We start from the raw sequence: 21,618 nt of genomic DNA, 5'->3' as shown, positions 1-21,618 counted from the left end.
AACCATTCCATCGCTATTGCCGTTTTGTTTATCCGTTGATGTGTAACGTGTTATGAACAATAAGCGTGAAACGGGGGCGCTATGGAATGGTTGGTTAAGAAATCGCATTATGTCAAAAAGAGGGCGTGCCATGTTCTGGTGCTGTGCGATAGCGGCGGTTCGCTAAAAATGATCGCCGAGGCGAATTCCATGATATTACTGAGTCCCGGCGATATCCTGTCGCCTTTACAGGATGCGCAGTATTGTATTAATCGGGAAAAACACCAGACCTTAAAAATCGTTGATGCACGCTGTTATTCCTGCGACGAATGGCAGAGGTTGACGCGCAAGCCTTCATGATCTGGCGGGCAGAAAAATCAGCATTACCCCCGCCATAATACACAATACGCCGAGCATCGCTTTTAGGCTGAAAGCGCCTTGCAAACCGGGTAACAGCATTGAGGCTACCCAGACAAGCACATAGCTGAGACTCAGTAGCGCATAGGCTTTGCTGAGCGCGAGCGTGTGTAATGTTTTCTGCCAGCAGAAGACGGAAACCAGATACCCCGCCAAACCGGCGAATAGCGCCAGGGTCGCGGCATTAAATGCGCCCAGTCCGGAAATAAACGCCAGTGGATGCGCTATCGATGGCAGCCGCATCATGGCGAATCCTAAACTCAACTGGGCGAGGGAGGCAATCGCAACGCTTATCAGTCCCCACATTACGCCCATTATGCCGCACTCCCCAGAATGATAATGCCGCTGATAATTAATGCGACGCCCAACCAGTGGCGGGGCGGAACCTGTTCATGCCAGATTTTCCAGGCCGCCAGCGTGACCCAGACAAAATTCAGACTCAACATCGGGTAAGCAATTCCCACCGGCAGGGTTTGTAGCACCAGCAGCCACAGCACCATCGCTGCACCCATGCATATCAGCGCCAGGCCCAGCCACAGCATCAAGTGACGGCGGCGTCCGCCCGTCGTCAATGGCCGTGTCGCTTGCTTCTGGCAGAGCTGACCGCCAACGCTGAGCAGACTGGCAAGCACCAGAACGACGCCGATCATTTAGGCCGATACTGAATTAACACCAGACGCCCCTGATAATCAATATTGTCCGCAGGGGGAAGGGAAAGAGCGCTGATGTCTTCATCTTTGGCTATTGAAAGTACTAGCGTAATAATGCCCTCCTGACGATGCTGGTTGAGCCAGGCGTTAAAATCGTCGGCTTTAACGAATTTATCCTGCACATCAGGATAGCTAAGACCATACCTGAGTTCGCCCGCGTGTCCGTAGAGCATAATATCGTCTCGTTTCAGACTCCAGGCCAGCCCGGCGGCGACGCCGACGTTGTCGGCAAGAATATAGCGGCTTGATGCCAAAGGCGCCTGGGTCATTTCGACAAAAAACTGTGGCTGTTTGGACTCCATCACCCTGTCGGGGATGGAAAAGCCGAACAGCAGCGCCAGTCCCAGCGGACAAAACGCGGGTAATAGGTATTTTTGGCTATGACAGAGGCTATACCAGCCCACAAACGCCCAAACAGTAAAGACGCCCCAGACGCAAAAAACTTTATAGGTTTCGATATGCGTCCACACCGGCGATTTCAGCGGGCCCCATGAGGAGACGACAAACGCTGCGACGATCCCGACTAACCCGAACACCAGGTTGATCCCGCCGTTGACACGTAGCGCGGCGACGCCTTCTTTTACGTTATGCAGGACGAAGCGCGCCATGAGTATCGCTATCGGTGCGAAACAGGAAAGAACATAGGTGGGCAGTTTCCCTTTCGCAATGCTGAAAAAGAGAAGCGGCATGATCGTCCATCCGAGCAAATAGAATGCGCCGTTTCGCTCGCGCCAGCCCAGTTTAAGCGCGCCAGGCAGTAACCCCAGCCACGGTAAACTTCCCGCGAGCAGTACCGGCAGATAGTACCAGAAAGGGGCTTTATGCTGGGCATCGCTCATGGCGAATCGCTGGATATGCTCCACCCAGAAAAAGTAATGCCAGAAATCGGCTTCGCGTCGCGCAATGGCGATCGCCCAGGGAAGGACAACCACAAAGCAGCTCAAGACCGCCAGCCAGCCGTAAAGCAAAAAGTCCTTCCAGCGTTTCTGAACAATGACCCACGGCAGCACGCTCACTACCGGTACGGCCAGGGCGAGGAAGCCTTTAGTTAATACACCCAGACCGCAGGTTGCACCCAGTAGCAAAAACATCCCAATCTTGCCCGTTCGGGTCGTGGCCTGCATCCCCTGCCAGAAACAACACATCCCGGCCGTAAGCCAAAGCGCGATCATCGGGTCGAGTACCGCATACGTCCCGATACTGTAAACGGCAAAGAGGGAGAGAAAGATCACGGAGGCGAGCAACGCGGTACGTTTATCCCGCCATAAGCGGAACGTCAGCCACGCCACCAGCGCTGCGGCCAGTAATGTCGTCAAAATAGCGCCAGCCCGCACGCCAAAATTGGTAGCGCCAAAAAGCCACTGACCCAGACTGTTTATCCAGTAACCGGCTATCGGTTTTTCAAAATAACGTAATCCCAGAAAATGCGGCACGATCCAGTCGCCAGACGCCAGCATCTCCCGACTTATTTCGGCATAGCGCGTTTCATCCGGCTGCCAGAGCAGGCGGCTATTGACAGGAATAACATAGTAGAGCGCGATAAACGCGGCGAAAGCCAGATAATAGCGTATCGATTTCATCATGAGGCGCTCGCTGCCTGTTGGCACCCCAGCCAACCTTCACGGCCAGGGATGTGTCCACGTACAATTTGCCCCAACGGCAGAGACTCAGGCGATGTCGGCAGCAGTTCGCCCAGAGGACAAAAGGTGATCCCCGCGTCACGTGCACGAACGAGCAAATCTTCAAACAGCGGCTGATGGACAATACCTTCGACTTCCGCATGGATGGTATATACCGGCGTGCCTTTGTCCTGCAACATACGGGAGATAATCCAGGTATTGAACGACTGCGCCTGAACGGCGGGGCCGATAACCTCATCCCACGTGGGTAAGGTGACCGGGATTTGCGGCGTCCCTGTCTGGCCCGGCATCAGTAGCGGACGGAATAAGGTGGTTCCACGGCAATCGCTGTTATACCGCAGGTTGAACGGCTCTTTCGCACGAACAACGCGCCCATCCGCTCGCCAGCCAGCCGCGGCTGAGCAGGTGACGGGTTTTCCGATAATGGCCTCAAGCGCCGTTATGCCGCGCGCAATATCTTCTTCAAGCTGGCGGATACTCCAGTGGCCGCTGTGAGTCTGCCACGCATGGTGATCCCAGGCATGTAGTCCCGTCTCATGGTATGTTGCCGTTTCACGAATAATCCCGGCATTGGCGTTGCCGATATTTTTTCCCGGCCAGGCGGTGCCGGCCAGCAGGATATCCCAACCGTAGAGCGAGGCGGCGTTTGAACGTAGCATTTTCCATAAAAATCGCGGTTTTATCAGACGCCAAAGATGGCGTCCCATATTGTCCGGCCCGACGCTGAAGAAAAAGCTGGCCTGAACGCCGTGGCGATGCAATGTCGCCAGCAGCCGGGGAACACCTTCACGCGTACCTCGCAAGGTATCAACATCAATGCGTAAACCGACTTTCGTCATGATGCGCGTTCCGCGACATCTACGCTGCGCAGGAAGAAGTCCAGCGTTTCTTCAACCGTATCACGCATCGCAATAGACGGTTCCCAGCCCAGACAGCGCCTGGCATTGTCGATACTGGGTTTCCGGTGTGCGACATCCTGATAACCCTTGCCGTAATAACTACGGCTTTCGACGACCTGGAAACCGGCAAACGGTGGGAAATGGCAGCGCAGCGGATGCTTATCAAAACTGTCGAGCAACAGCGTCGCCAGTTCCTGAATACTGGCTTCGTTGTCAGGATTGCCGATATTAATGATTTTGCCATCGCACCGATCGCCATCATTCACAATAATGCGGAATAATGCTTCGATACCATCGCGAATATCGGTGAAACAGCGCTTCTGCTGACCACCGTCGATAAGCTTGATCGGCGTCCCTTCTACCAGGTTCAGAATCAACTGCGTTATCGCGCGTGAACTGCCGATACGCGCCGCGTTCAGGCTATCCAGCCGCGGCCCCATCCAGTTAAAGGGACGGAAAAGCGTGAAGCGCAATCCCTCTTTTTCGCCATAAGCCCAAATCACCCGGTCGAGAAGCTGTTTGGAAACGGAGTAAATCCAGCGTGGCTTATTCACCGGCCCGACGATCAGATTCGATTTGTCCTCGTCAAAAGAGGCGTCCGTACACATGCCGTACACTTCAGAGGTAGACGGGAAAACCACGCGTTTACGGTATTTCACGCAATAACGGATAATCCGCAGGTTTTCTTCAAAATCAAGTTCAAAGACGCGCAGCGGGTTGCGGGTGTATTCAATCGGGGTAGCAATCGCTACCAGCGGCAGTACGACATCGCATTTTTTGACATGATATTCGATCCATTCTGAGTGGATGCTGATATCTCCCTCCACGAAATGAAAGCGAGGGTGGAGCAGGAACCGGCTAATGGCGTTGCTGCCGATATCCATACCGTAGACCTCGTAATTCTCTTCATTCAGTAACCGTTCGGTCAAATGATTGCCGATAAAACCGTTGACGCCGAGGATGAGAACGCGAATGCGACGTTTACCGCTGGTCGCTGGTGGACGGTTCAAACGCGCGCCCGCCACCAGACCAAGCGCCTGTGCAAGCTGCGAGCCTTGTACAGTAATACCGTCTCCGGCCTGGCCGGTAATAATCTCCAGCGCGCCATCGGCGCAGGCGACCCGCAGCGGAGACACCGAAATTACCGAGCCGGGAAGCGCGCCTTGCGCATCCGGACAAATTCGGGAAGACCAGATAGTGAATTTTTGCGAGCCGTTATAGCTGAACGCGCCGGGCCAGGGGGCGGCTACCGCCCGCACCAGGTTATGCACCGTGGAAACCGGTTTGTGCCAGTCGATAAGGCCATCTTCCGGCCTGCGGCGACCATAATATGTAGCGTCAGACTCACGCTGGGGAACAGAAGGTATATCGCCGCATTTCATGGTGGGCAGGATGCTATTAAGCAACTGGCGCGCGGTCTGGCATAGCTTATGATGCAGGGTAAGCGCAACATCGTCCTGCGCAATAGCGACGCGTTGACTGGCGACAATCTCTCCGGCGTCGGCACGTTTGACCATACGATGCAGCGTTACGCCCGTTTCGCTTTCGCCGTTAACCAGAACCCAGTTTAGCGGCGCACGGCCACGATAGGCAGGCAATAGAGAACCGTGCAGATTGAACGCGCCAGCCGGGGCGAGGTGCAGAATTTCTTCGCTTAACAGGTTGCGGTAATAGAACGAAAAAATAATATCCGGCGCAAGTTCAGCGATGCGGTCGACCCAGATAGGATGATTTACGTTATCCGGCGCATAAACCGGAATCCCTAATTCTGCCGCCAGCCGGGAGACGGAGCCAAAAAAGGTGTTTTCCGCAGGATTATCGGCATGAGTGAAAATCGCGGCAATCTCATACCCGGCATCCAGTACGGCCTGCACGCCCTGACATCCCATATCGTGATAGGCAAAAATAACGGCTTTCATTGGTGACTTTCCTCAGTAAACGGCGTGCTTTCCGGGTAGATAACTTGTTGAACAAAATAGCGGGGGCGGGCGCGGACATCGTTATAAATGCGACCGATGTATTCGCCCAGCAGTCCCATACCGATGAATTGCGCGCCGATGAAGGTAAACAGGACGGCAAAGAGCATAAATACGCCTTCCGCCGCCCACTGCGGCCCCAGCGCCAGGCGAAGTACAATAAGCAATACCGACAGGCTAAACCCGCCGATGGCGATAACGCTGCCCAGCAGACTCAACAGGCGCAGCGGCGTCGTCGTCAGGCAGGTCACCAGGTCATACATCAGGTTAATGAGACGCATAAAACTGTATTTAGAGTCGCCAAATTCACGTTCAGCGTGATGCACCGGGATCTCGGTAGCCCGACGAGCGAAAATGTTGGCCAGAATAGGGATAAAGGTGCTGCGTTCATGGCAGCGCAACATAGTATCGATAATAGGGCGGCGATAGGCGCGTAACATGCAGCCGTAATCGCCCATCGCTTTGCCCGTTGTGCGCTGGATCAGCAGATTAATGATTTTTGACGCCGATTTGCGAAACAGGCTGTCCTGTCGGTTCTGGCGCACGGTGCCTACCACATCGAACCCTTCATCGGCTTTCGCCACCAGGCGCGGGATCTCTTCCGGCGGGTTTTGCAGATCGGCATCCAGCGTAATGATAAGATCGCCGCTTACATGGCTAAACCCCGCCATGATCGCTGCATGTTGACCGTAGTTACGGTTGAGTAAAATAGAGATGATATGGCTATCGGCCTCCTGGGACGCCTTAACCATCAGCTCCGCCGAGCTATCGCTGCTACCATCATCTATCAATAAAATCTCCCACGCTTTGCCCAGACTCTCGCAGGCGGTGGTGGTGCGTCTTATCAATTCCGGCAGGCTTTCCTGTTCGTTATAGACAGGAATAACCACCGAGACTTTTTTTATGGGGGCGGCGTCAAACATGCTTATTGTCCTGCTATCTGATGAAGGGCGGTAATGACTCGATCAAAGTCACTCTCGGTCATGTCCGGGAAGAGCGGCAGTGAGCAGATCCGCTCGCTGTTCCACTCGGTGTCAGGCAGCGTGAGCGTTGGGAAACGTTCGCGATAATATTTTTGCGTATGCGCGGCGCGGAAATGCAGCCCTGTGCCGATGCCTTTCGTTTTCAGCGATGCCATCAGAGCATCCCGGGTAAGACCGCAGCGGGCTTCATCGACCCGGATAATGAATAAATGCCAGGCGTGAATATGTTCCCACGACGGAAGGCTCAGAGGCTGAAAAGGCAGGTCTGCCATTGCCTGGTGGTACTGCGCTGCGATGGCGGCGCGGCGAGCGTTAAGCGCATCCAGTTTCTGTAACTGAGCAAGCGCGATAGCGGCGTTGAGGTCGGGCAAATTATATTTGTAGCCCGGCGCCAGGACTTCCGCTTGTGGCGCGCGTCCCCCGCTCTGTCGATCCCAGGCATCAACGCCAAGCCCGTGAAACTTGAGACTGCGCAGTTTATCGGCGAATTGCGGGTTATCCGTGACGACGATACCGCCTTCAGCGCAGGTAATGTTCTTAATGGCGTGGAAGGAGAAAATCGCGGTGCCCCGGGCGCCAATGTGGCGACCTTTGTAGCTGGTTCCTGTCGCGTGCGCCGCGTCTTCAATCACTGGAATGCCATAACGCTCGCCAAGAGCGTAAATAGCGTCCAGATCGGCGGGCGCGCCAGCGTAGTGGACGGGAATAATTGCTTTGGTTTGTGGCGTAATCGCGGCTTCGATATGTTCAGGCGTGACCATCAGCGTATCGCGATCGACATCGACCATGACGGGGTTCGCGCCGAGTAAAACGATCATATTTAGCGTAGAAACCCACGTCATTGACGGTGTAATGACCTCGTCGCCTTCACCAATGCCCAGCGCCATCAACGCGATGTGCATACCGGCAGTGGCTGAACTGACGGCAACGGCATATTGATTGCCTGTTAGCCGACAAAATGCCGCTTCCAGTTCCTGATTTTTCGGGCCGGTTGTTATCCAACCTGAGTCCAGTACGGTCTTAACGGCAGCGAGCTCTTCCGCGCCCATCGCCGGACGGGAGAAAGGCAAAAAGTCCGACATCATTTTTCCTTCAGCCATTGAAAGCCGCTTTTCAAATATTTCGGCAATAGAAAAGGGCTTATTTTTTAACGCATTTAGCTGAACCCTACTGGATGAAGATTAAATTAACATTAAGAAATTAAGGTGAAGTAAAAAGATAATTTTTAACGGAATTATGCTTTGCTTTCGCCGAAAGTTTAAGGCATTTTATGCATGCCCAAAAGCTGTTTTTATGTTTCTGGACTGGTCTTCCGTCGCGGAATTTCATTTTAATTGTATTGCTATTAAGTTAGCTGCACTGTCTGCCTGAGAGGTTAATGTGCTGGCATTTACCCTACGCTTTATTAAAAACAAACGCTATTTCGCGATTCTGGCGGGGGCGTTGGTTATTATCGCCGGGTTGACCTCACAACATGCCTGGAGTGGTAACGGTCTACCGCAGATTAACGGTAAAGCGCTGGCGGCGCTGGCGAAGCAGCATCCGGTAGTCGTGTTATTCCGCCATGCCGAGCGGTGCGATCGTTCCGATAATACCTGCCTGTCAGACAGCACGGGGATTACGGTCAAGGGTGCGCAAGATGCCAGAGCGCTGGGTAAAGCCTTCAGTGCCGATATACAAAATTACAATCTCTATTCCAGTAATACGGTGCGCACCATCCAGTCGGCAACCTGGTTTTCTGCGGGCAGGTCGCTTACGGTGGATAAAAAAATGATGGATTGCGGCAGCGGTATTTATGCTTCAATCAATACGTTACTGAAAAAGTCGCAGAATAAAAATATAGTCATTTTTACCCATAATCATTGTTTGACGTATATTGCAAAAAATAAGCGCGGCGTAAAGTTTGATCCGGACTATCTTAATGCGCTCGTTATGCATGCGGAAAACGGAAAACTCTTTTTAGATGGTGAATTTGTTCCCGGCTAGCCGCATGTTAAAAGCGTAAAGACAGCCTGAAGCGGCTGTCGTCATTATAATAACCCTTTCAATGCTAATGTGTGGCGTGTCGCTACATTCAAATCATACAGCGCCAGTTCTTCTGGCTTGACCCAGGCGTAGTCCTGAAATTCGTCGTTAATACATATATCGCGGTTAGCGGAAACACAGTCGAAGATGAGATAAATCATATAAATCTCTTCTTGTCTGCCATCAGCGTAGGTTTTAACGCGGATATCGTCGCGGAAGGTCCACGGCGTAATATCGCTCAGAATCAGTTGTTCGCCGAGTTCCTCCCGAATCTCCCGACGCAGCGCCTCTTCAATGCGTTCGCCTGGCTCGACCCCGCCGCCCGACAGCGCCCACTGACCGGGAAAGACGCCGCGGTTGTCGGCCATTTTGCACAGCAGATAACAGCCATCATTTTGAATTAATGGGCAAACTATAGTTCGTTGACGCATAAGTCGCTTCCTTAAACCACCAGGTCGTCAGCTTAACAAATCATTCTGCGAAATTCTTTGTGAAAAATGGAAGCGATAACGCAGACTGCGTTTTTTGTTAATCCTGTTGATGCAGGCGTCGCCATGTGATGGCGCAATGATGCGGCATGGCGAAAGTAGTATTTCGTTACAATATGTTTTTGGAATGGTTTTTTAGTGCATTGATTCCTCAACGTCTGGCAGTACAATTCTGCCGTTTTGGGGAGTTTTTCTTTATGTGCTTGCTGGAAAGGGTAAAAATGAAAAAAAGCATATTATTAGGTTTTGCCGGAATGCTGTTCGTTTCTGCATCGGCGCAGGCCATCAGTATTAGCGGCCAGGCGGGCGAAGATTACACCAACATTGGCGTGGGTTTTGGTACGGAATCGACGGGGCTGGCGCTAAGTGGCAACTGGATGCACAACGATGATGATGGCGACGCTGCGGGCGTGGGTCTGGGGCTGAACATTCCGGTGGGACCGCTGCTGGCGACGGTCGGCGGTAAAGGTATTTATACCAATCCGAAAGACAGCGATGAAGGCTATGCGGCGGCTGTCGGCGGTGGGCTACAATGGAAAATCGGCAACAGCTTCCGTCTGTTCGGCGAGTATTATTATTCACCAGATTCGCTGTCCAGCGGTATCGACAGCTATGAAGAAGCGAATGCAGGCGCGCGTTTCACCATTATGCGCCCGCTGAGCATTGAAGCCGGTTATCGTTACCTGAACCTGGCGGGTAAAGACGGCAACCGCGATAATGCGATTGCTGACGGCCCTTATGTTGGCGTAAACGCCAGCTTTTGATGCTAACGGCGCGGCAATCGTCGCGCCATATTCCTCCTTTTCCCGTCATTCTTCTTTCCACGTCATATTCGTCTTTGCGTTATAGTGTTTTCATCATAAGAGCAGGAGAACACAATGCTAAATGTGGAAATGCTATCCACCGGGGATGAGGTGTTGCACGGACAAATCGTTGACACCAATGCCGCCTGGCTGGCTGATTTTTTCTTTCATCAGGGCGTTCCGTTATCACGGCGAAATACGGTAGGCGATAACCTGGACAGTCTGGTCGCTATCTTGCGTGAACGCAGTCAACATGCTGATGTTTTGATTGTTAATGGCGGGTTAGGGCCGACCAGCGATGATTTAAGCGCGCTCGCCGCGGCAACGGCAAAAGGCGAAGGATTAGTACTGCACCAGGCGTGGCTGACCGAAATGGAACGTTACTTTCAGCAGCGCGGTCGCGTGATGGCGCCGAGCAACCGTAAACAGGCGGAACTGCCTGCCAGCGCGGAGTTTATTAATAATCCGGTCGGCACTGCCTGTGGATTTGCGCTACAGCTCAACCGCTGCCTGATGTTTTTCACCCCCGGCGTACCGTCGGAATTTAAAGTTATGGTGGAGAAGGAAATCTTACCGCGGTTACGCGCGCGTTTTTCGCTGCCGGAGCCGCCGCTTTGCCTGCGGTTAACGACTTTTGGACGTTCAGAAAGCGACCTCGCGCAGCGTCTCGATTCACTGCCGTTGCCGCCCGGCGTGACGATGGGGTATCGCTCATCAATGCCGATCATTGAACTGAAGTTGACCGGCCCGGCGACGCAACGGGAGGCGATGCTGGCGTTATGGCCAGAGGTCAAACGGGTTGCCGGGCAGAGTCTGATTTTCGAAGGTACGGAGAATCTGCCGGCGCAAATAGCCCGCCGCCTGCAGGAAAGGCAGTTGAGTCTGACGTTGAGCGAGCAATACACCAGCGGTTTACTGGCGCTACAGCTTTCCCGCGCCGGGGCGCCTGTTCTTGCCAGCGAAGTCGTTCCTTCTCAGGAAGAGACGCTGGCGCAAACGGCGCACTGGACGACAGAACGGCGCAGCAATCATTATGCCGGTCTGGCGCTGGCCGTGTCGGGGCTGGAAAACGAACATCTTAATTTCGCGCTGGCGACGCCGGATGGCACGTATGCCTTACGCGTGCGTTTTAGCGCCAATCGGTATAGTCTGGCAATACGTCAGGAGGTCTGCGCGATGATGGCGCTAAATATGCTGCGCCGCTGGCTTAATGGCGAGGACATTATCAGCGAGCATGGCTGGATAGACGTGGTTGAATCATTGACATCATAATCCCTTTCTCTTATCTGCGATGGGAACGACATCGTGAGCCGGATAAGGCCGCTATGCCATTATCCGGCAATATTATCTGCTTTTTTGTCCAGCCAATTGTACTGAATACAAAGTAATACGTGCGTTAATTCACATTTATATGGTTAACCCTTCCACTCCGTTGGAAGGCGGATAAGCTTTGACGCGCTTCACAATTTTTTCCCTGCTGACCTTTCACACTGATTCCAGTGTCTCAGACTGGAGTCCAATATGTTGGAATCAAGTAAAGTTCCGGCTCTTACTCGCGCAATCGACATCCTCAATTTGATCGCGCGTATTGGCCCATGCAGCGCGGCAATCATTATTGAAACGTTGCGTATTCCAAAAAGCACCGCGTACCTGCTGTTGAATGAATTAAAACGTCAGCGATTTATTAGCCTCGATCATCAGGAGAACTACTGCCTGTGGACTAAGCTCGTTGAATTGTCGGGTCATGCGCTCAGCAAGATGGATCTGCGGGAGCTGGCGCGTCCTCGTCTAACACAACTGATGGATGAAACCGGGCTGCTGTGTCACTTGGGGATCATCGACCACGAAAATGCGTATTACATACTGAAAGTGGAATCCTCATCCACTATCAGCGTGCGCTCGCATGAGGGGAAAAGCCTCTCTCTTTATCGTTCCGGCATCGGCAAATGCCTGCTGGCATGGCAGCCGGCCGCCGTACGCAAAGCCATTATTGAAAAAATGGTATGGGAGCGAGCCACGCTGACCACCATCACCGAGCCGCAACAATTGAATGATGAGCTGGAACGCATTCGCCAGCGTGGATGGAGCTTTGATAACGGGGAGGATTATTCGGATGTCCGCTGCGTTGCCGCACCGGTATTTAATGCCAGAAACGAACTGACCGCGGCAATTTCAGTGGTCGGCACACGCCTGCAAATCAACGAAGAGAATCTTGATTATTTGGCCGGTAAAGCTATTGCCTGTGCCAAAGATATTTCACGCCTGTTGGGATGGAAAAGTCCCTTCGACTCACTCGCATCTTAAAATGGAGAATATTATGACTCTTCCTAAAATTAAACACGTTCGAGCCTGGTTTATTGGGGGCGCTACCGCAGAGAAAGGGGCTGGCGGCGGGGATTATCACGACCAGGGAGGAAATCACTGGATTGATGACCATATCGCCACTCCCATGAGCAAATATCGCGACTATGAGCAGTCTCGTCAGTCTTTTGGGATCAACGTGTTAGGGACGCTGATCGTCGAAGTAGAGGCGGAAAATGGGCAGACGGGGTTCGCCGTTTCGACAGCAGGGGAGATGGGCTGTTTTATCGTAGAAAAACATCTTAACCGGTTTATTGAAGGCAAATGCGTAAGCGATATCAAACTTATTCACGATCAGATGCTCGGCGCGACCATGTACTACTCCGGTTCCGGCGGTCTGGTGATGAACACGATTTCCTGTGTGGATCTGGCTCTGTGGGATCTGTTTGGCAAGGTGGTTGGGCTGCCGGTTTATAAATTGCTGGGCGGAGCGGTGCGCGATGAAATTCAGTTTTACGCCACCGGCGCACGCCCGGATCTGGCTAAAGAAATGGGCTTTATCGGCGGTAAAATGCCGACTCACTGGGGGCCGCACGATGGTGATGCGGGGATCCGTAAAGATGCCGCGATGGTGGCGGATATGCGTGAAAAGTGCGGGCCGGATTTCTGGCTGATGCTCGACTGCTGGATGAGTCAGGATGTGAACTATGCGACTAAACTGGCTCACGCCTGTGCGCCATTTAATCTCAAATGGATTGAAGAGTGTCTGCCGCCGCAGCAGTATGAAGGCTATCGCGAATTAAAACGCAACGCGCCTGCAGGGATGATGGTTACCAGCGGCGAACACCATGGTACGCTGCAATCCTTCCGCACTCTGGCAGAAACCGGCATTGATATTATGCAGCCGGATGTTGGCTGGTGCGGCGGATTAACCACGCTGGTTGAGATCGCCGCGCTTGCCAAATCGCGCGGGCAACTGGTGGTGCCGCACGGTTCGTCTGTCTATTCGCACCATGCAGTTATTACTTTCACTAATACCCCTTTCAGCGAGTTCCTGATGACCAGCCCGGACTGCTCCACCCTGCGTCCGCAATTTGACCCGATTCTCCTGGATGAGCCGGTGCCGGTGAATGGACGCATCCATAAATCAGTGCTGGATAAGCCGGGCTTCGGCGTCGAGCTTAACCGTGACTGTCACTTGAAACGCCCTTATAGCCACTAATAACTCGTGCGTTGCCTTTGTACGGCAACGCCCTCATCCTGTTGAGGATATTGCTATGAGCATCACTTTACTTGACGGCGTAGTGAAGAAAAACCGCGCACGTTTAATTCCTTTTATGTTGGCACTGTATGTACTGGCGTTTCTGGATCGTTCAAATATTGGTTTTGCCAAAGAGACCTATCAGATAGATACCGGGCTAAGTAATGAAGCCTACGCGCTAGGGGCCGGTATTTTCTTTGTGGTTTACGCTTTCCTTGGCGTACCGGCTAACCTGCTGATGCGCAAATTTGGCGCAAGAACCTGGATCGGCACGACTACCCTGCTGTGGGGCTTTCTCTCTGCTGCGATGGCCTGGGCGGATAGTGAAGCAAAATTTCTGATAATCCGCACGCTATTGGGCGCGGCGGAGGCTGGATTTTTCCCCGGCATGATCTATCTAACTTCACAATGGTTCCCGCAGCGTAACCGTGCCAGCATTATGGGGCTATTTTATATGGGGGCGCCGCTGGCGTTAACGTTGGGTTCGCCGCTCTCCGGCGCTCTGCTGGAGATGCATGGTTTTATGGGGCACCCGGGATGGTTCTGGATGTTCGTTATCGAAGGCCTACTGGCGATTGGCGCAGGGATATTCACCTTTTTCTGGCTTGATGACACTCCGCAGCAGGCGCGTTTTCTTAGCCTGGAAGAAAAGAACGCGCTTATCAGGCAACTGGCGAGCGAAGAAGAGAAAAAGGTCACGTCAAGGCTTGCGGATGCGCTGCGTAATGGACGCGTCTGGCAACTGGCTATTATTTATCTGACGATTCAGGTGGCGGTATACGGACTCATCTTTTTCCTGCCGACCCAGGTTGCCGCGCTATTGGGCACTAAAGTGGGCTTTACCGCTTCGGTGGTAACAGCGGTTCCCTGGGTGGCGGCTTTGCTTGGCACATGGCTTATTCCTCGCTACTCCGACCGTACCGGCGATCGCCGTAACGTTGCGGCAGTGACGCTACTGGCTGCGGGCATTGGCATTGGCCTGTCAGGTCTGGTTTCTCCGGTGCTCGCTATTCTGGCGCTCTGTGTTGCAGCAGTAGGATTTATTGCCGTTCAGCCCGTATTCTGGACCATGCCGACGCAGCTACTTTCCGGTACGGCTCTGGCGGCAGGAATTGGTTTCGTTAATCTGTTTGGCGCTGTGGGCGGTTTTATTGCCCCAATTCTGCGCGTAAAAGCGGAAACGTTGTTTGCCAGCGATGCGGCGGGCCTGCTGACGCTGGCCGGAGTCGCCATCATTGGCTCATTAATTATCTTCACGCTGAGCGTTAATCGTCCGGTGGCGCAATCCGGCGCTGCGCATCATTAATCTTATCTACGTTGTAAGGATCGCTATGAACGCATTGTTATCAAATCCTTTTAAAGAAGGATTACGTAAAGGGGATACGCAAATTGGTTTGTGGCTCAGTTCAACCACCTCTTATATGGCGGAGATTGCGGCGACGTCGGGTTATGACTGGTTGTTAATAGATGGCGAGCACGCGCCTAATACGGTGCAGGACTTGTATCATCAGTTACAGGCCATCGCCCCATACGCCAGCCAGCCGGTGATTCGCCCGATCGAGGGAAGTAAAGCGCTCATTAAACAGGTACTGGACATCGGGGCGCAAACGCTACTGATCCCGATGGTTGACACCGCAGAACAGGCGCGCCAGGTCGTTTCCGCTACCCGATACCCGCCGTTGGGGCAACGAGGCGTTGGCGCGAGCGTGGCGCGTGCGGCGCGCTGGGGGAGAATCGACAACTATATGGCACAGGCCAATGAGTCGCTCTGCCTGTTGGTGCAGGTTGAAAGCAAAGTGGCGCTGGAAAACCTTGACGCGATTCTGGAGGTTGAAGGCATTGATGGCGTCTTTATCGGTCCGGCAGATCTCTCTGCTTCATTGGGTTACCCCGATAATGCCGGACACCCGGAAGTGCAGCGGATCATTGAAGCGTGTATTTATCGTATTCGCGCCGCCGGAAAAGCGGCGGGTTTTCTGGCGGTCGATCCGGCAATGGCGCAGAAATGTCTGGCGTGGGGCGCGAATTTTGTCGCGGTCGGGGTAGATACGATGCTCTACACCGAGGCGCTGGACAGCAGGTTGGCGATGTTTAAATCTGTTCAGTCAGTAAGCACGACAAAACGTAGTTATTGAGAAAAATGCCGGATGGCACGTATGCCTTACGCGTGCGTTTTAGCGCCAATCGGTATAGTCTGGCAATACGTCAGGAGGTCTGCGCGATGATGGCGCTAAATATGCTGCGCCGCTGGCTTAATGGCGAGGACATTACCAGCGAGCATGGCTGGATAGACGTGGTTGAATCATTGACGGCATAGAACTTTTAGTGGGAAGGCCTGGCCTTCCCACCCTTATATACTTATAAATTCTTCGCAGAGCATCATTTCAGGATAAGAGCCTATCCCACCAGGCGTAATTGTTGAAGCCAGTTTGGGGCCGGCCAGCGCGCAGAAACCGGAGCGTACACGTAGTACGTGAGGATTTTGAGCACTGCCCGGTCCCAAAATGGTGAATAAAATAGCCTAATGGGATAGGCTCTAAGTACTCACCATTACTGGAGACTGTATTCATATATTTGTCGCCGGGTTTGGGTGTTAAATAGTGTTTGTTCCTCTACTGGAAGCGTTAAGAAATTTTCCGCAAATTCTCGTAGTGTGGTAACAGGATCGTTTTGTCCGGCATTCGATAAGAGTTGAATTGCATGGTAACAAAATAGACCACAGCCGTTGGGTACATCATTTTGTAAATTAGTTTCAATAAAATCAATATTTTCGTTTTCTGATATGCCTGCAATTTTTGCTGCTTCTATAATCTCTTGCTTAGTATTTTCATTTAAATCATGATAACTGTTAAATATGAGACATTTTATTTTTTCTGCAAGTTTATAAAATAAACAGAGAAGCCAGTGATCTCCTGTATTTATCAGAAAGATTTCATTTTTACATAATCCTGATTGAGCAATCTTTTCAAGTAGCTGAGTGCTTAATATATTTTCTTTGGTGGTAGGATGAATAAGCCCAATGGGATAGTTTACCGAGAGAAGAGGTGATTCTTGAACCAGACCTAGCGTTGCGGTTGCCAGCTCATCTGACGACAACATTCGCGCACTACACCAAAGATTTTCAACTCCTACCTGTTCTTGATCTGTCTGAGCGAACTGGTCGCCCATAATTTTATGTGCTATTCCTATTTTTTTAGAAAGGTCGGTTGTCGCGGAACCGGCCATATAAAGTAATCTGGAAGGGGCATGTAGCTTTTTCCACTCAGTATTATCTTTTGTTATATCGTTATTGGCGATTTGATGTAATACAAGGCAAGCCTGATTGATTTTTTTGTCTATGTCTGGTGATCCCGATCTTTTTCCGCTAAAGAGATCAAAAAGAAATTTCTCAACTCTATGTCCCAGCTCATCGTTGCGTAACGCAAGATTGCATAACAGATCAATACAATTCTGATCACCGTTCTCTACTGCGCTAAACAACAACGCAAGCGTCTCATCGCTCACCTCTTCTGCATATAAGCTGTAAAATTGCGGTATGCTCAATCGGTAAAGTGAATTTACACATATATTCATTTTGCTTTGTTTCCTGGTAGGTGAAAGTAGCGAATATGATGTAATGTATAATTATTTGTAAAAATATTATTGTTAGTGGGGGATATATTAAATCAGGCATAGACCTGATTTTATTATTATTCACATAACACTCAATTATTATTGGGGATATTGCTCTATAAACAGCAACGTCGTTATCTGTCATGACCCCGTGGGTTAGCGGTCATGGTTGACCAAATAGGGCAGGTTATTGCAAAGAGACATCCGCGTTTATACCCAAAATAATCCGTAGCCAACACATAAGCAACTTGAAGTATGAAGGGTATATGTCTGATGGAAAATCGGCCCTGGTGAGTAGGGTAATGGCGCCGGAGGGGCTCCGGCGCTTTTTACTTAGCCGAGCGCTTTCGCCAGTAGCGTAATGGGGTGTTCGCAGCGTTTGCTTGTAGACATCTCAATTTGCCACTTACAGGTTTCACAATCGGTGACGACAATGTCGGCGCCGCTCTCTTCAATCTGGCGGAACAGCGGCGCGCCGATGGACTGTGATGTCGGATAGTTTTCCTTTTTAAATCCATACGTGCCGGCAATGCCGCAGCACTGTGAATCAAGTACCGTCAATTCAAGCCCCGGAATTTGCCGCAATAATTCAAGCGTGTAAAGCGTCCAGCCCATTTTTTCCATATGACACGGCGTATGGTAGACCACTTTCAGCGGCAAAGGATTAAGCGGCAGCGTTTTCCCGGCATCCAGTTTGCGCCATAGCCAGCGGGTGGCCAGCTCGATATGTTCGCGCAGCCCGGCGTTGTCCACATCCAGCACTTCAGGATATTCATCGCGCAACGCAAACGTACAGGTGGATGACGTGGCGATGACCGGAATACCTTTGACGGCAATCGCCTCGCGTAGCGACTCCACATTGCTGATAGCCTGTTTGCGAGCTTTATCCGTAAAACCGTTAGCGATCAGCGGTACGCCGCAACACTTCTCTTTACTCAGTAACTGTACGCCGGTACCCATTGCGTTCAGCACCTTAATCAGATCTTTTCCGAGCTGCGGATGGTTGTAATTCACAAAACAGCCATGGAAAAAGGCGACCTGATCTTTGTATTTAGCCTGCTGCGCCGCCACGCTACGATACCAGCGGCGGAAGGTGCCGAAAGAGTATTTTGGTAAGGTGCGGCGATGATCGATTTTAAGCGCGTAATCAAGCAACTGGCGCACTGGCTTTAATGCGGTGGCGGTATTGACCACCGGCGCGAACGGCGTTGAAACGCTGCCCATCAGATCGGTATGGCTGAGAATAAAGTTACGCAATGACGGGCGCGTCGTATCGTATTTCGCGCGGGCGCGCTGGATGATATCGCCAATCTTCACGTCCGACGGACAGGCGACCTCACACCGTTTGCAGTTAATGCAATATTTCAGCGCCTCATCATACAGCGCGCCGTCTTTCAGACGCAGGCGTTCGCCATCCGGTCCGGCCTGTTTAGGGCCAGGGTAGCCAGGATTAACGCGGCTGACCGGGCACGCGGTGGTGCACACCGTACATTTAATACAACTTTCAAAACGTGTGTCGCTCATTGCTGTTCTCCTGCACGCTCAGCGATATGGTGCGCGGCCTGGAGGGCGCTGACTGCGCAGACGCCGCCGCCGCATCCCTCAGCTATAGGATCGAATCCCGCCAGCACAGAACCTATTGCATACAGATTTTCTACCGTGTTGCCCGCAAGGGAGGGGCGGAAAGCGTCATCCGTCACGACGCCAAACTGCTGCCAGGGCTGTGGGTCGAAGAAATGTTGTTGATACCATTCGGCGCGGGTGGCCGTTTGCTGTACGTCGAGCCCTAAAATAGGTTCGCGGATCCCTTCGCGCTCGGCAACCAGACCGCTACTAAAGAAGCTACCGCTGGCAAGTACGGCAAAACGCGGGCGCAGTGGGATATCGGCATGGTTGCGGGTCCATATTTCGCTCACGGTACCGCGACGGCAGGTGACTTTCTTCACTTCATCGCCCGGCATCCAGATGCCGCCCTGACGGACAAACTGGCGCTGGAGCTGATTGTGCAGACGAATACCGAGCACCGATGGCGGCAGCGTCGGCAGCAGCGTAAGCGCGCAGGGCAGACGTTCGTTAAGCCAGCGCCACAGCGTATCGTTCGCCAGCCCGAAACAGGCGGGCATGATGATCATGTCGCAGTTTGTCGCTATTGGCGACAGCGCGTCGTACAGCAGTGGCCATTTTTCTTCGTTATCAAGTAGACGCGCAATATTGACCGCGCGAAATTCCGTCGGGTTATCACGCAGTACGTCCAGTTCCGGAAGGTCGATTTCTGCGGTTTCCACGTTGAGGTCGCGTTGGCGCAGCGACGCTGCCGCAAGGTGCGCCTGGAAATCCAGTAATCCGCTAACGCCGACGACGCAAATTCGCTGTGCGGATAACGGCCAGACCGGTACTTCCGGCGAGCTAAGCCAGGTTGAACGCAATGTGCCAAGCGGCGTGACACGCTGGTGCGCCTGCTGTACGTCGCCGTATAACTGCGCGCCGCTGGCGTTAAGTAGCGTTTGCGCCTGTTGCGCCAGCGTAAGGACTTTTTGCGCGCCTAAACGCGAATAAGGATGTTCAGGCGCCTGGCGGCACAGCGCATCAAGCCCGGCGGTAATGTTGGTCACCGGTTGGCCGTCGGGCAGGGTGCTGAGCAGATCCAGCGAGCCGGAGGAAAAATGCAGCGCGCTTTGTCCGCGGGTGACGATGGCGCAGCGTAATCCATGCTGCTGGAGTTGCAGTCCGCATAGCAAACCGGCGAGACCGCCGCCCATAATAACCGTATCAAATTTCATCCTGGTGCTCCTTCTCCAGACCGCATAATCCCTGATAAACCCAGCGCGTGAATTCGCTTTCGCGCAGCGCGTCTCCCCAGGCGACAGGTTGTACGCCTTTCCAGCGCTCATTCAGAAATTCAGAGAGTTGCGTAATAGATTGCGCCGCGGTCGTCACATTAAAACGCTGCAATAGCCCGGCCGCGCGGCAGGCGCATAGCTCGCCCTGGCAAGTGCCCATCCCTACGCGGGTACGACGGCGCAGATCCAGCAGGCTGTTCACGGTTAAGTTTTCGACGGCATACTGCACTTCCCCCGCCGTGACGGCCTCGCATTCACAGACCAGGCTACGGTGTTGGCGGCCTTCGCTCAGCCACCCCGGCGTGCGATCGCCATGCCGATAAACCGCCGATCCGCGTAGCGGCGCGGGAAGCGAGATAATGCGTTTCAGCGTATGTTCCGTAGACTCTTTTGAGCCAGGCAACGGCGTATCCGCCGTGATGCAGGGGCGAGTATTGCCCAACTTGCGGCACACGGCGTCGGTCGCCCATTCCGCCATCAGGCGGTACGTCATTAGCTTCCCGCCGGTAATGGTAATGAAGCCATCAAGCCCGTCGCGTTCGGCGTGGTCGAACAACACAATACCGCGGCTGACGTTACGCCCGCTGGGATCGTCATCGCTGGCCACCAGCGGGCGGACGCCGGAATACGCGCGCAGAATACGCGTCTTCGCCATGACAGGGGCCAGTTTTTCCCCTTCACGCAGCAGGATGTCGACTTCATCTGCGGTGACGCGGTTGCTGTCTATCTCATTGTAATCAATATGGGTAGAGGTGGTGCCGATCAGTGAAATCGTATCGCCAGGTACCAGAATGTCGGCATCCGATGGTTTCCGGCAGCGGTTAATGACATGCTGGTTGATCCGATGGTCCATGATCAACAGCGAGCCTTTCGCCGGGAACATGCGAATACTCAGGTCGGCATATTCGGCGATCCGTTGCCCCCAGATACCTGCCGCATTGACCACCACCGGCGCGTGAAGCGTCTGAGTTTCGCCAGTGAGATGGTTGCGCACATGGACGCCGCAGACCGTTGCGCCTTCACGAATGAGCCCGGTCACTTCATGCGCCGTTAACACGATTGCGCCATGTTCTCTGGCATCCAGCATATTGGCGGCGGTAAGGCGGAAAGGGTCCACGGTGCCATCCGGCACTTTTACCGCACCGATGAGCGCAGGGTTAACGGAAGGTTCGATGATGCGAGCCTGCTGCGGATCGATGGCTTCAGCGCGAATGCCTGCCGCTTCACAGGCGCGAATAAAGGTGGCCTGAAACGCAAGATCATCTTCCGGCAACGTAATAAACAGACCATCCGTCGGTTCGACGCAATGGCGGGCGATCCGTTTTAAAATCTGGTTTTCACTAATGCACTCGCGCGCGGATTCCGCGTCGGTAACCGCATAACGAGCGCCGCTGTGCAGCAGCCCGTGGTTACGCCCGGTCGCGCCGGTCGCTATATCATGCCGCTCCACCAGAATGACACGTAAACCGCGCAGCGCGCAGTCGCGGGCGATCCCTGCGCCTGTTGCTCCACCGCCAATGATAATCACGTCACTTGCTTGCGAGTCGCGAGTTTTCATTGTTTTTCCTCACAGTTCGTTTTTTATCATTTAGCCATACAAATCATATGGAATGTTTGATTTCGCGCATAATCGCTCACTATTCGAAAATGAAACGTGATTTCGTGCGCCTTTCTGAACATTAGT

General features: G+C 53.0%; 21 protein-coding genes. 9 read left to right on the top strand and 12 right to left on the bottom strand.

The window, feature by feature from the left end; all coding sequences use genetic code 11:
• Positions 1-81 precede the first annotated feature (81 nt).
• Positions 82-339, top strand: coding sequence for a signal transduction protein PmrD (pmrD, locus tag ACLJQJ_RS16530; RefSeq protein ID WP_000455132.1), 258 nt, complete (start codon positions 82-84; stop codon positions 337-339).
• On the opposite strand, the gene arnF is transcribed toward pmrD, so the two are convergent.
• Genes arnF through arnB form a run of 7 tightly spaced genes read right to left on the bottom strand, consistent with a single transcriptional unit; the run spans position 334 to position 7,686 of the window.
• Positions 334-711, bottom strand: a complete 378-nt coding sequence (arnF, locus tag ACLJQJ_RS16525; RefSeq protein WP_000538694.1) for a 4-amino-4-deoxy-L-arabinose-phosphoundecaprenol flippase subunit ArnF — start codon at positions 709-711, stop codon at positions 334-336. The two genes, pmrD and arnF, sit on opposite strands and share 6 nt — an antisense overlap.
• On the bottom strand, positions 711-1,046 hold the full coding sequence (gene arnE, locus ACLJQJ_RS16520) for a 4-amino-4-deoxy-L-arabinose-phosphoundecaprenol flippase subunit ArnE (protein ID WP_000580688.1): 336 nt from the start codon (positions 1,044-1,046) through the stop codon (positions 711-713). Before arnE ends, arnF begins: the two co-directional genes overlap by 1 nt.
• A complete protein-coding gene (arnT, locus tag ACLJQJ_RS16515; RefSeq protein WP_023202373.1) occupies positions 1,043-2,689 on the bottom strand; it encodes a lipid IV(A) 4-amino-4-deoxy-L-arabinosyltransferase in 1,647 nt (548 codons plus the stop codon). The genes arnE and arnT overlap by 4 nt, the downstream gene beginning before the upstream one ends.
• Positions 2,686-3,585, bottom strand: a complete 900-nt coding sequence (gene arnD, locus ACLJQJ_RS16510) for a 4-deoxy-4-formamido-L-arabinose-phosphoundecaprenol deformylase (protein WP_000169760.1) — start codon at positions 3,583-3,585, stop codon at positions 2,686-2,688. The genes arnT and arnD overlap by 4 nt, the downstream gene beginning before the upstream one ends.
• Positions 3,582-5,564, bottom strand: coding sequence for a bifunctional UDP-4-amino-4-deoxy-L-arabinose formyltransferase/UDP-glucuronic acid oxidase ArnA (gene arnA, locus ACLJQJ_RS16505; protein WP_063808732.1), 1,983 nt, complete (start codon positions 5,562-5,564; stop codon positions 3,582-3,584). Before arnA ends, arnD begins: the two co-directional genes overlap by 4 nt.
• Complete coding sequence (gene arnC, locus ACLJQJ_RS16500) at positions 5,561-6,544, bottom strand: undecaprenyl-phosphate 4-deoxy-4-formamido-L-arabinose transferase (protein WP_000458893.1); 984 nt, start codon at positions 6,542-6,544, stop codon at positions 5,561-5,563. The genes arnA and arnC overlap by 4 nt, the downstream gene beginning before the upstream one ends.
• Positions 6,545-6,546: 2 nt before the next feature.
• A complete protein-coding gene (gene arnB, locus ACLJQJ_RS16495; RefSeq protein ID WP_063808731.1) occupies positions 6,547-7,686 on the bottom strand; it encodes a UDP-4-amino-4-deoxy-L-arabinose aminotransferase in 1,140 nt (379 codons plus the stop codon).
• A 298-nt stretch (positions 7,687-7,984) separates the two neighbouring features.
• On the opposite strand from arnB, the gene pmrG reads away from it, so the two are divergent.
• Positions 7,985-8,590 carry a lipopolysaccharide core heptose(II)-phosphate phosphatase PmrG gene (pmrG, locus tag ACLJQJ_RS16490; RefSeq protein WP_000879248.1) on the top strand — a complete coding sequence of 202 codons (606 nt, stop codon included), beginning with the start codon at positions 7,985-7,987 and terminating at the stop codon, positions 8,588-8,590.
• A gap of 44 nt (positions 8,591-8,634) precedes the next feature.
• Here pmrG and nudI read toward each other — a convergent pair whose 3' ends face one another.
• Entirely contained in the window at positions 8,635-9,060 is a 426-nt protein-coding gene (nudI, locus tag ACLJQJ_RS16485; protein ID WP_001249902.1) for a nucleoside triphosphatase NudI, read from the bottom strand.
• Between the two features lie 278 nt (positions 9,061-9,338).
• On the opposite strand from nudI, the gene ACLJQJ_RS16480 reads away from it, so the two are divergent.
• From ACLJQJ_RS16480 to ACLJQJ_RS16450, 7 genes are all read left to right on the top strand, one after another.
• Complete coding sequence (locus ACLJQJ_RS16480) at positions 9,339-9,881, top strand: YfaZ family protein (RefSeq protein WP_001670658.1); 543 nt, start codon at positions 9,339-9,341, stop codon at positions 9,879-9,881.
• Positions 9,882-9,995: 114 nt separating this feature from the next.
• Positions 9,996-11,192: a nicotinamide mononucleotide deamidase-related protein YfaY gene (locus ACLJQJ_RS16475; protein ID WP_000935689.1), complete on the top strand. Its 1,197-nt coding sequence runs from the start codon at positions 9,996-9,998 to the stop codon at positions 11,190-11,192.
• Between the two features lie 249 nt (positions 11,193-11,441).
• Positions 11,442-12,224 carry an IclR family transcriptional regulator gene (locus ACLJQJ_RS16470; RefSeq protein ID WP_063808730.1) on the top strand — a complete coding sequence of 261 codons (783 nt, stop codon included), beginning with the start codon at positions 11,442-11,444 and terminating at the stop codon, positions 12,222-12,224.
• A gap of 13 nt (positions 12,225-12,237) precedes the next feature.
• Positions 12,238-13,443: an L-rhamnonate dehydratase gene (gene rhmD, locus ACLJQJ_RS16465; RefSeq protein ID WP_001530644.1), complete on the top strand. Its 1,206-nt coding sequence runs from the start codon at positions 12,238-12,240 to the stop codon at positions 13,441-13,443.
• Positions 13,444-13,498: 55 nt separating this feature from the next.
• Positions 13,499-14,788 carry an MFS transporter gene (locus ACLJQJ_RS16460; RefSeq protein ID WP_000028931.1) on the top strand — a complete coding sequence of 430 codons (1,290 nt, stop codon included), beginning with the start codon at positions 13,499-13,501 and terminating at the stop codon, positions 14,786-14,788.
• A gap of 25 nt (positions 14,789-14,813) precedes the next feature.
• Positions 14,814-15,617, top strand: coding sequence for a 2-keto-3-deoxy-L-rhamnonate aldolase (gene yfaU, locus ACLJQJ_RS16455; RefSeq protein WP_063808729.1), 804 nt, complete (start codon positions 14,814-14,816; stop codon positions 15,615-15,617).
• A gap of 5 nt (positions 15,618-15,622) precedes the next feature.
• Positions 15,623-15,799 carry a hypothetical protein gene (locus ACLJQJ_RS16450; protein ID WP_001112766.1) on the top strand — a complete coding sequence of 59 codons (177 nt, stop codon included), beginning with the start codon at positions 15,623-15,625 and terminating at the stop codon, positions 15,797-15,799.
• A 233-nt stretch (positions 15,800-16,032) separates the two neighbouring features.
• Here the strand turns inward: ACLJQJ_RS16450 and sseL are convergent, their stop codons facing one another.
• From sseL to glpA, 4 genes are all read right to left on the bottom strand, one after another.
• Complete coding sequence (gene sseL / locus ACLJQJ_RS16445) at positions 16,033-17,055, bottom strand: SPI-2 type III secretion system effector deubiquitinase SseL (protein ID WP_063808728.1); 1,023 nt, start codon at positions 17,053-17,055, stop codon at positions 16,033-16,035.
• 372 nt (positions 17,056-17,427) lie between these two features.
• On the bottom strand, positions 17,428-18,618 hold the full coding sequence (glpC, locus tag ACLJQJ_RS16440; protein ID WP_001285724.1) for an anaerobic glycerol-3-phosphate dehydrogenase subunit GlpC: 1,191 nt from the start codon (positions 18,616-18,618) through the stop codon (positions 17,428-17,430).
• Entirely contained in the window at positions 18,615-19,874 is a 1,260-nt protein-coding gene (gene glpB, locus ACLJQJ_RS16435) for a glycerol-3-phosphate dehydrogenase subunit GlpB (RefSeq protein ID WP_063808727.1), read from the bottom strand. Before glpB ends, glpC begins: the two co-directional genes overlap by 4 nt.
• On the bottom strand, positions 19,864-21,492 hold the full coding sequence (glpA, locus tag ACLJQJ_RS16430) for an anaerobic glycerol-3-phosphate dehydrogenase subunit A (RefSeq protein WP_000857205.1): 1,629 nt from the start codon (positions 21,490-21,492) through the stop codon (positions 19,864-19,866). The genes glpB and glpA overlap by 11 nt, the downstream gene beginning before the upstream one ends.
• Positions 21,493-21,618: the final 126 nt, after the last annotated feature.

It is taken from the genome of Salmonella sp. SAL04202 (assembly GCF_046550775.1).
Taxonomy (GTDB): Bacteria; Pseudomonadota; Gammaproteobacteria; order Enterobacterales; family Enterobacteriaceae; genus Salmonella; species Salmonella enterica.
Note: the sequence above shows the minus strand (reverse complement) of the source record. Positions and strands in the feature narration are given on the sequence as shown.

Bases quoted from the DNA above. Each gene is read 5' to 3' on its own strand.
- pmrD (WP_000455132.1), top strand. From the start codon at position 82: ATGGAATGGTTGGTTAAGAAATCGCATTATGTCAAAAAGAGGGCGTGC.
- arnF (WP_000538694.1), bottom strand. From the start codon at position 711: ATGGGCGTAATGTGGGGACTGATAAGCGTTGCGATTGCCTCCCTCGCC.
- arnE (WP_000580688.1), bottom strand. From the start codon at position 1,046: ATGATCGGCGTCGTTCTGGTGCTTGCCAGTCTGCTCAGCGTTGGCGGT.
- arnT (WP_023202373.1), bottom strand. From the start codon at position 2,689: ATGATGAAATCGATACGCTATTATCTGGCTTTCGCCGCGTTTATCGCG.
- arnD (WP_000169760.1), bottom strand. From the start codon at position 3,585: ATGACGAAAGTCGGTTTACGCATTGATGTTGATACCTTGCGAGGTACG.
- arnA (WP_063808732.1), bottom strand. From the start codon at position 5,564: ATGAAAGCCGTTATTTTTGCCTATCACGATATGGGATGTCAGGGCGTG.
- arnC (WP_000458893.1), bottom strand. From the start codon at position 6,544: ATGTTTGACGCCGCCCCCATAAAAAAAGTCTCGGTGGTTATTCCTGTC.
- arnB (WP_063808731.1), bottom strand. From the start codon at position 7,686: ATGTCGGACTTTTTGCCTTTCTCCCGTCCGGCGATGGGCGCGGAAGAG.
- nudI (WP_001249902.1), bottom strand. From the start codon at position 9,060: ATGCGTCAACGAACTATAGTTTGCCCATTAATTCAAAATGATGGCTGT.
- ACLJQJ_RS16480 (WP_001670658.1), top strand. From the start codon at position 9,339: ATGAAAAAAAGCATATTATTAGGTTTTGCCGGAATGCTGTTCGTTTCT.
- ACLJQJ_RS16475 (WP_000935689.1), top strand. From the start codon at position 9,996: ATGCTAAATGTGGAAATGCTATCCACCGGGGATGAGGTGTTGCACGGA.
- ACLJQJ_RS16470 (WP_063808730.1), top strand. From the start codon at position 11,442: ATGTTGGAATCAAGTAAAGTTCCGGCTCTTACTCGCGCAATCGACATC.
- rhmD (WP_001530644.1), top strand. From the start codon at position 12,238: ATGACTCTTCCTAAAATTAAACACGTTCGAGCCTGGTTTATTGGGGGC.
- ACLJQJ_RS16460 (WP_000028931.1), top strand. From the start codon at position 13,499: ATGAGCATCACTTTACTTGACGGCGTAGTGAAGAAAAACCGCGCACGT.
- yfaU (WP_063808729.1), top strand. From the start codon at position 14,814: ATGAACGCATTGTTATCAAATCCTTTTAAAGAAGGATTACGTAAAGGG.
- ACLJQJ_RS16450 (WP_001112766.1), top strand. From the start codon at position 15,623: ATGCCGGATGGCACGTATGCCTTACGCGTGCGTTTTAGCGCCAATCGG.
- sseL (WP_063808728.1), bottom strand. From the start codon at position 17,055: ATGAATATATGTGTAAATTCACTTTACCGATTGAGCATACCGCAATTT.
- glpC (WP_001285724.1), bottom strand. From the start codon at position 18,618: ATGAGCGACACACGTTTTGAAAGTTGTATTAAATGTACGGTGTGCACC.
- glpB (WP_063808727.1), bottom strand. From the start codon at position 19,874: ATGAAATTTGATACGGTTATTATGGGCGGCGGTCTCGCCGGTTTGCTA.
- glpA (WP_000857205.1), bottom strand. From the start codon at position 21,492: ATGAAAACTCGCGACTCGCAAGCAAGTGACGTGATTATCATTGGCGGT.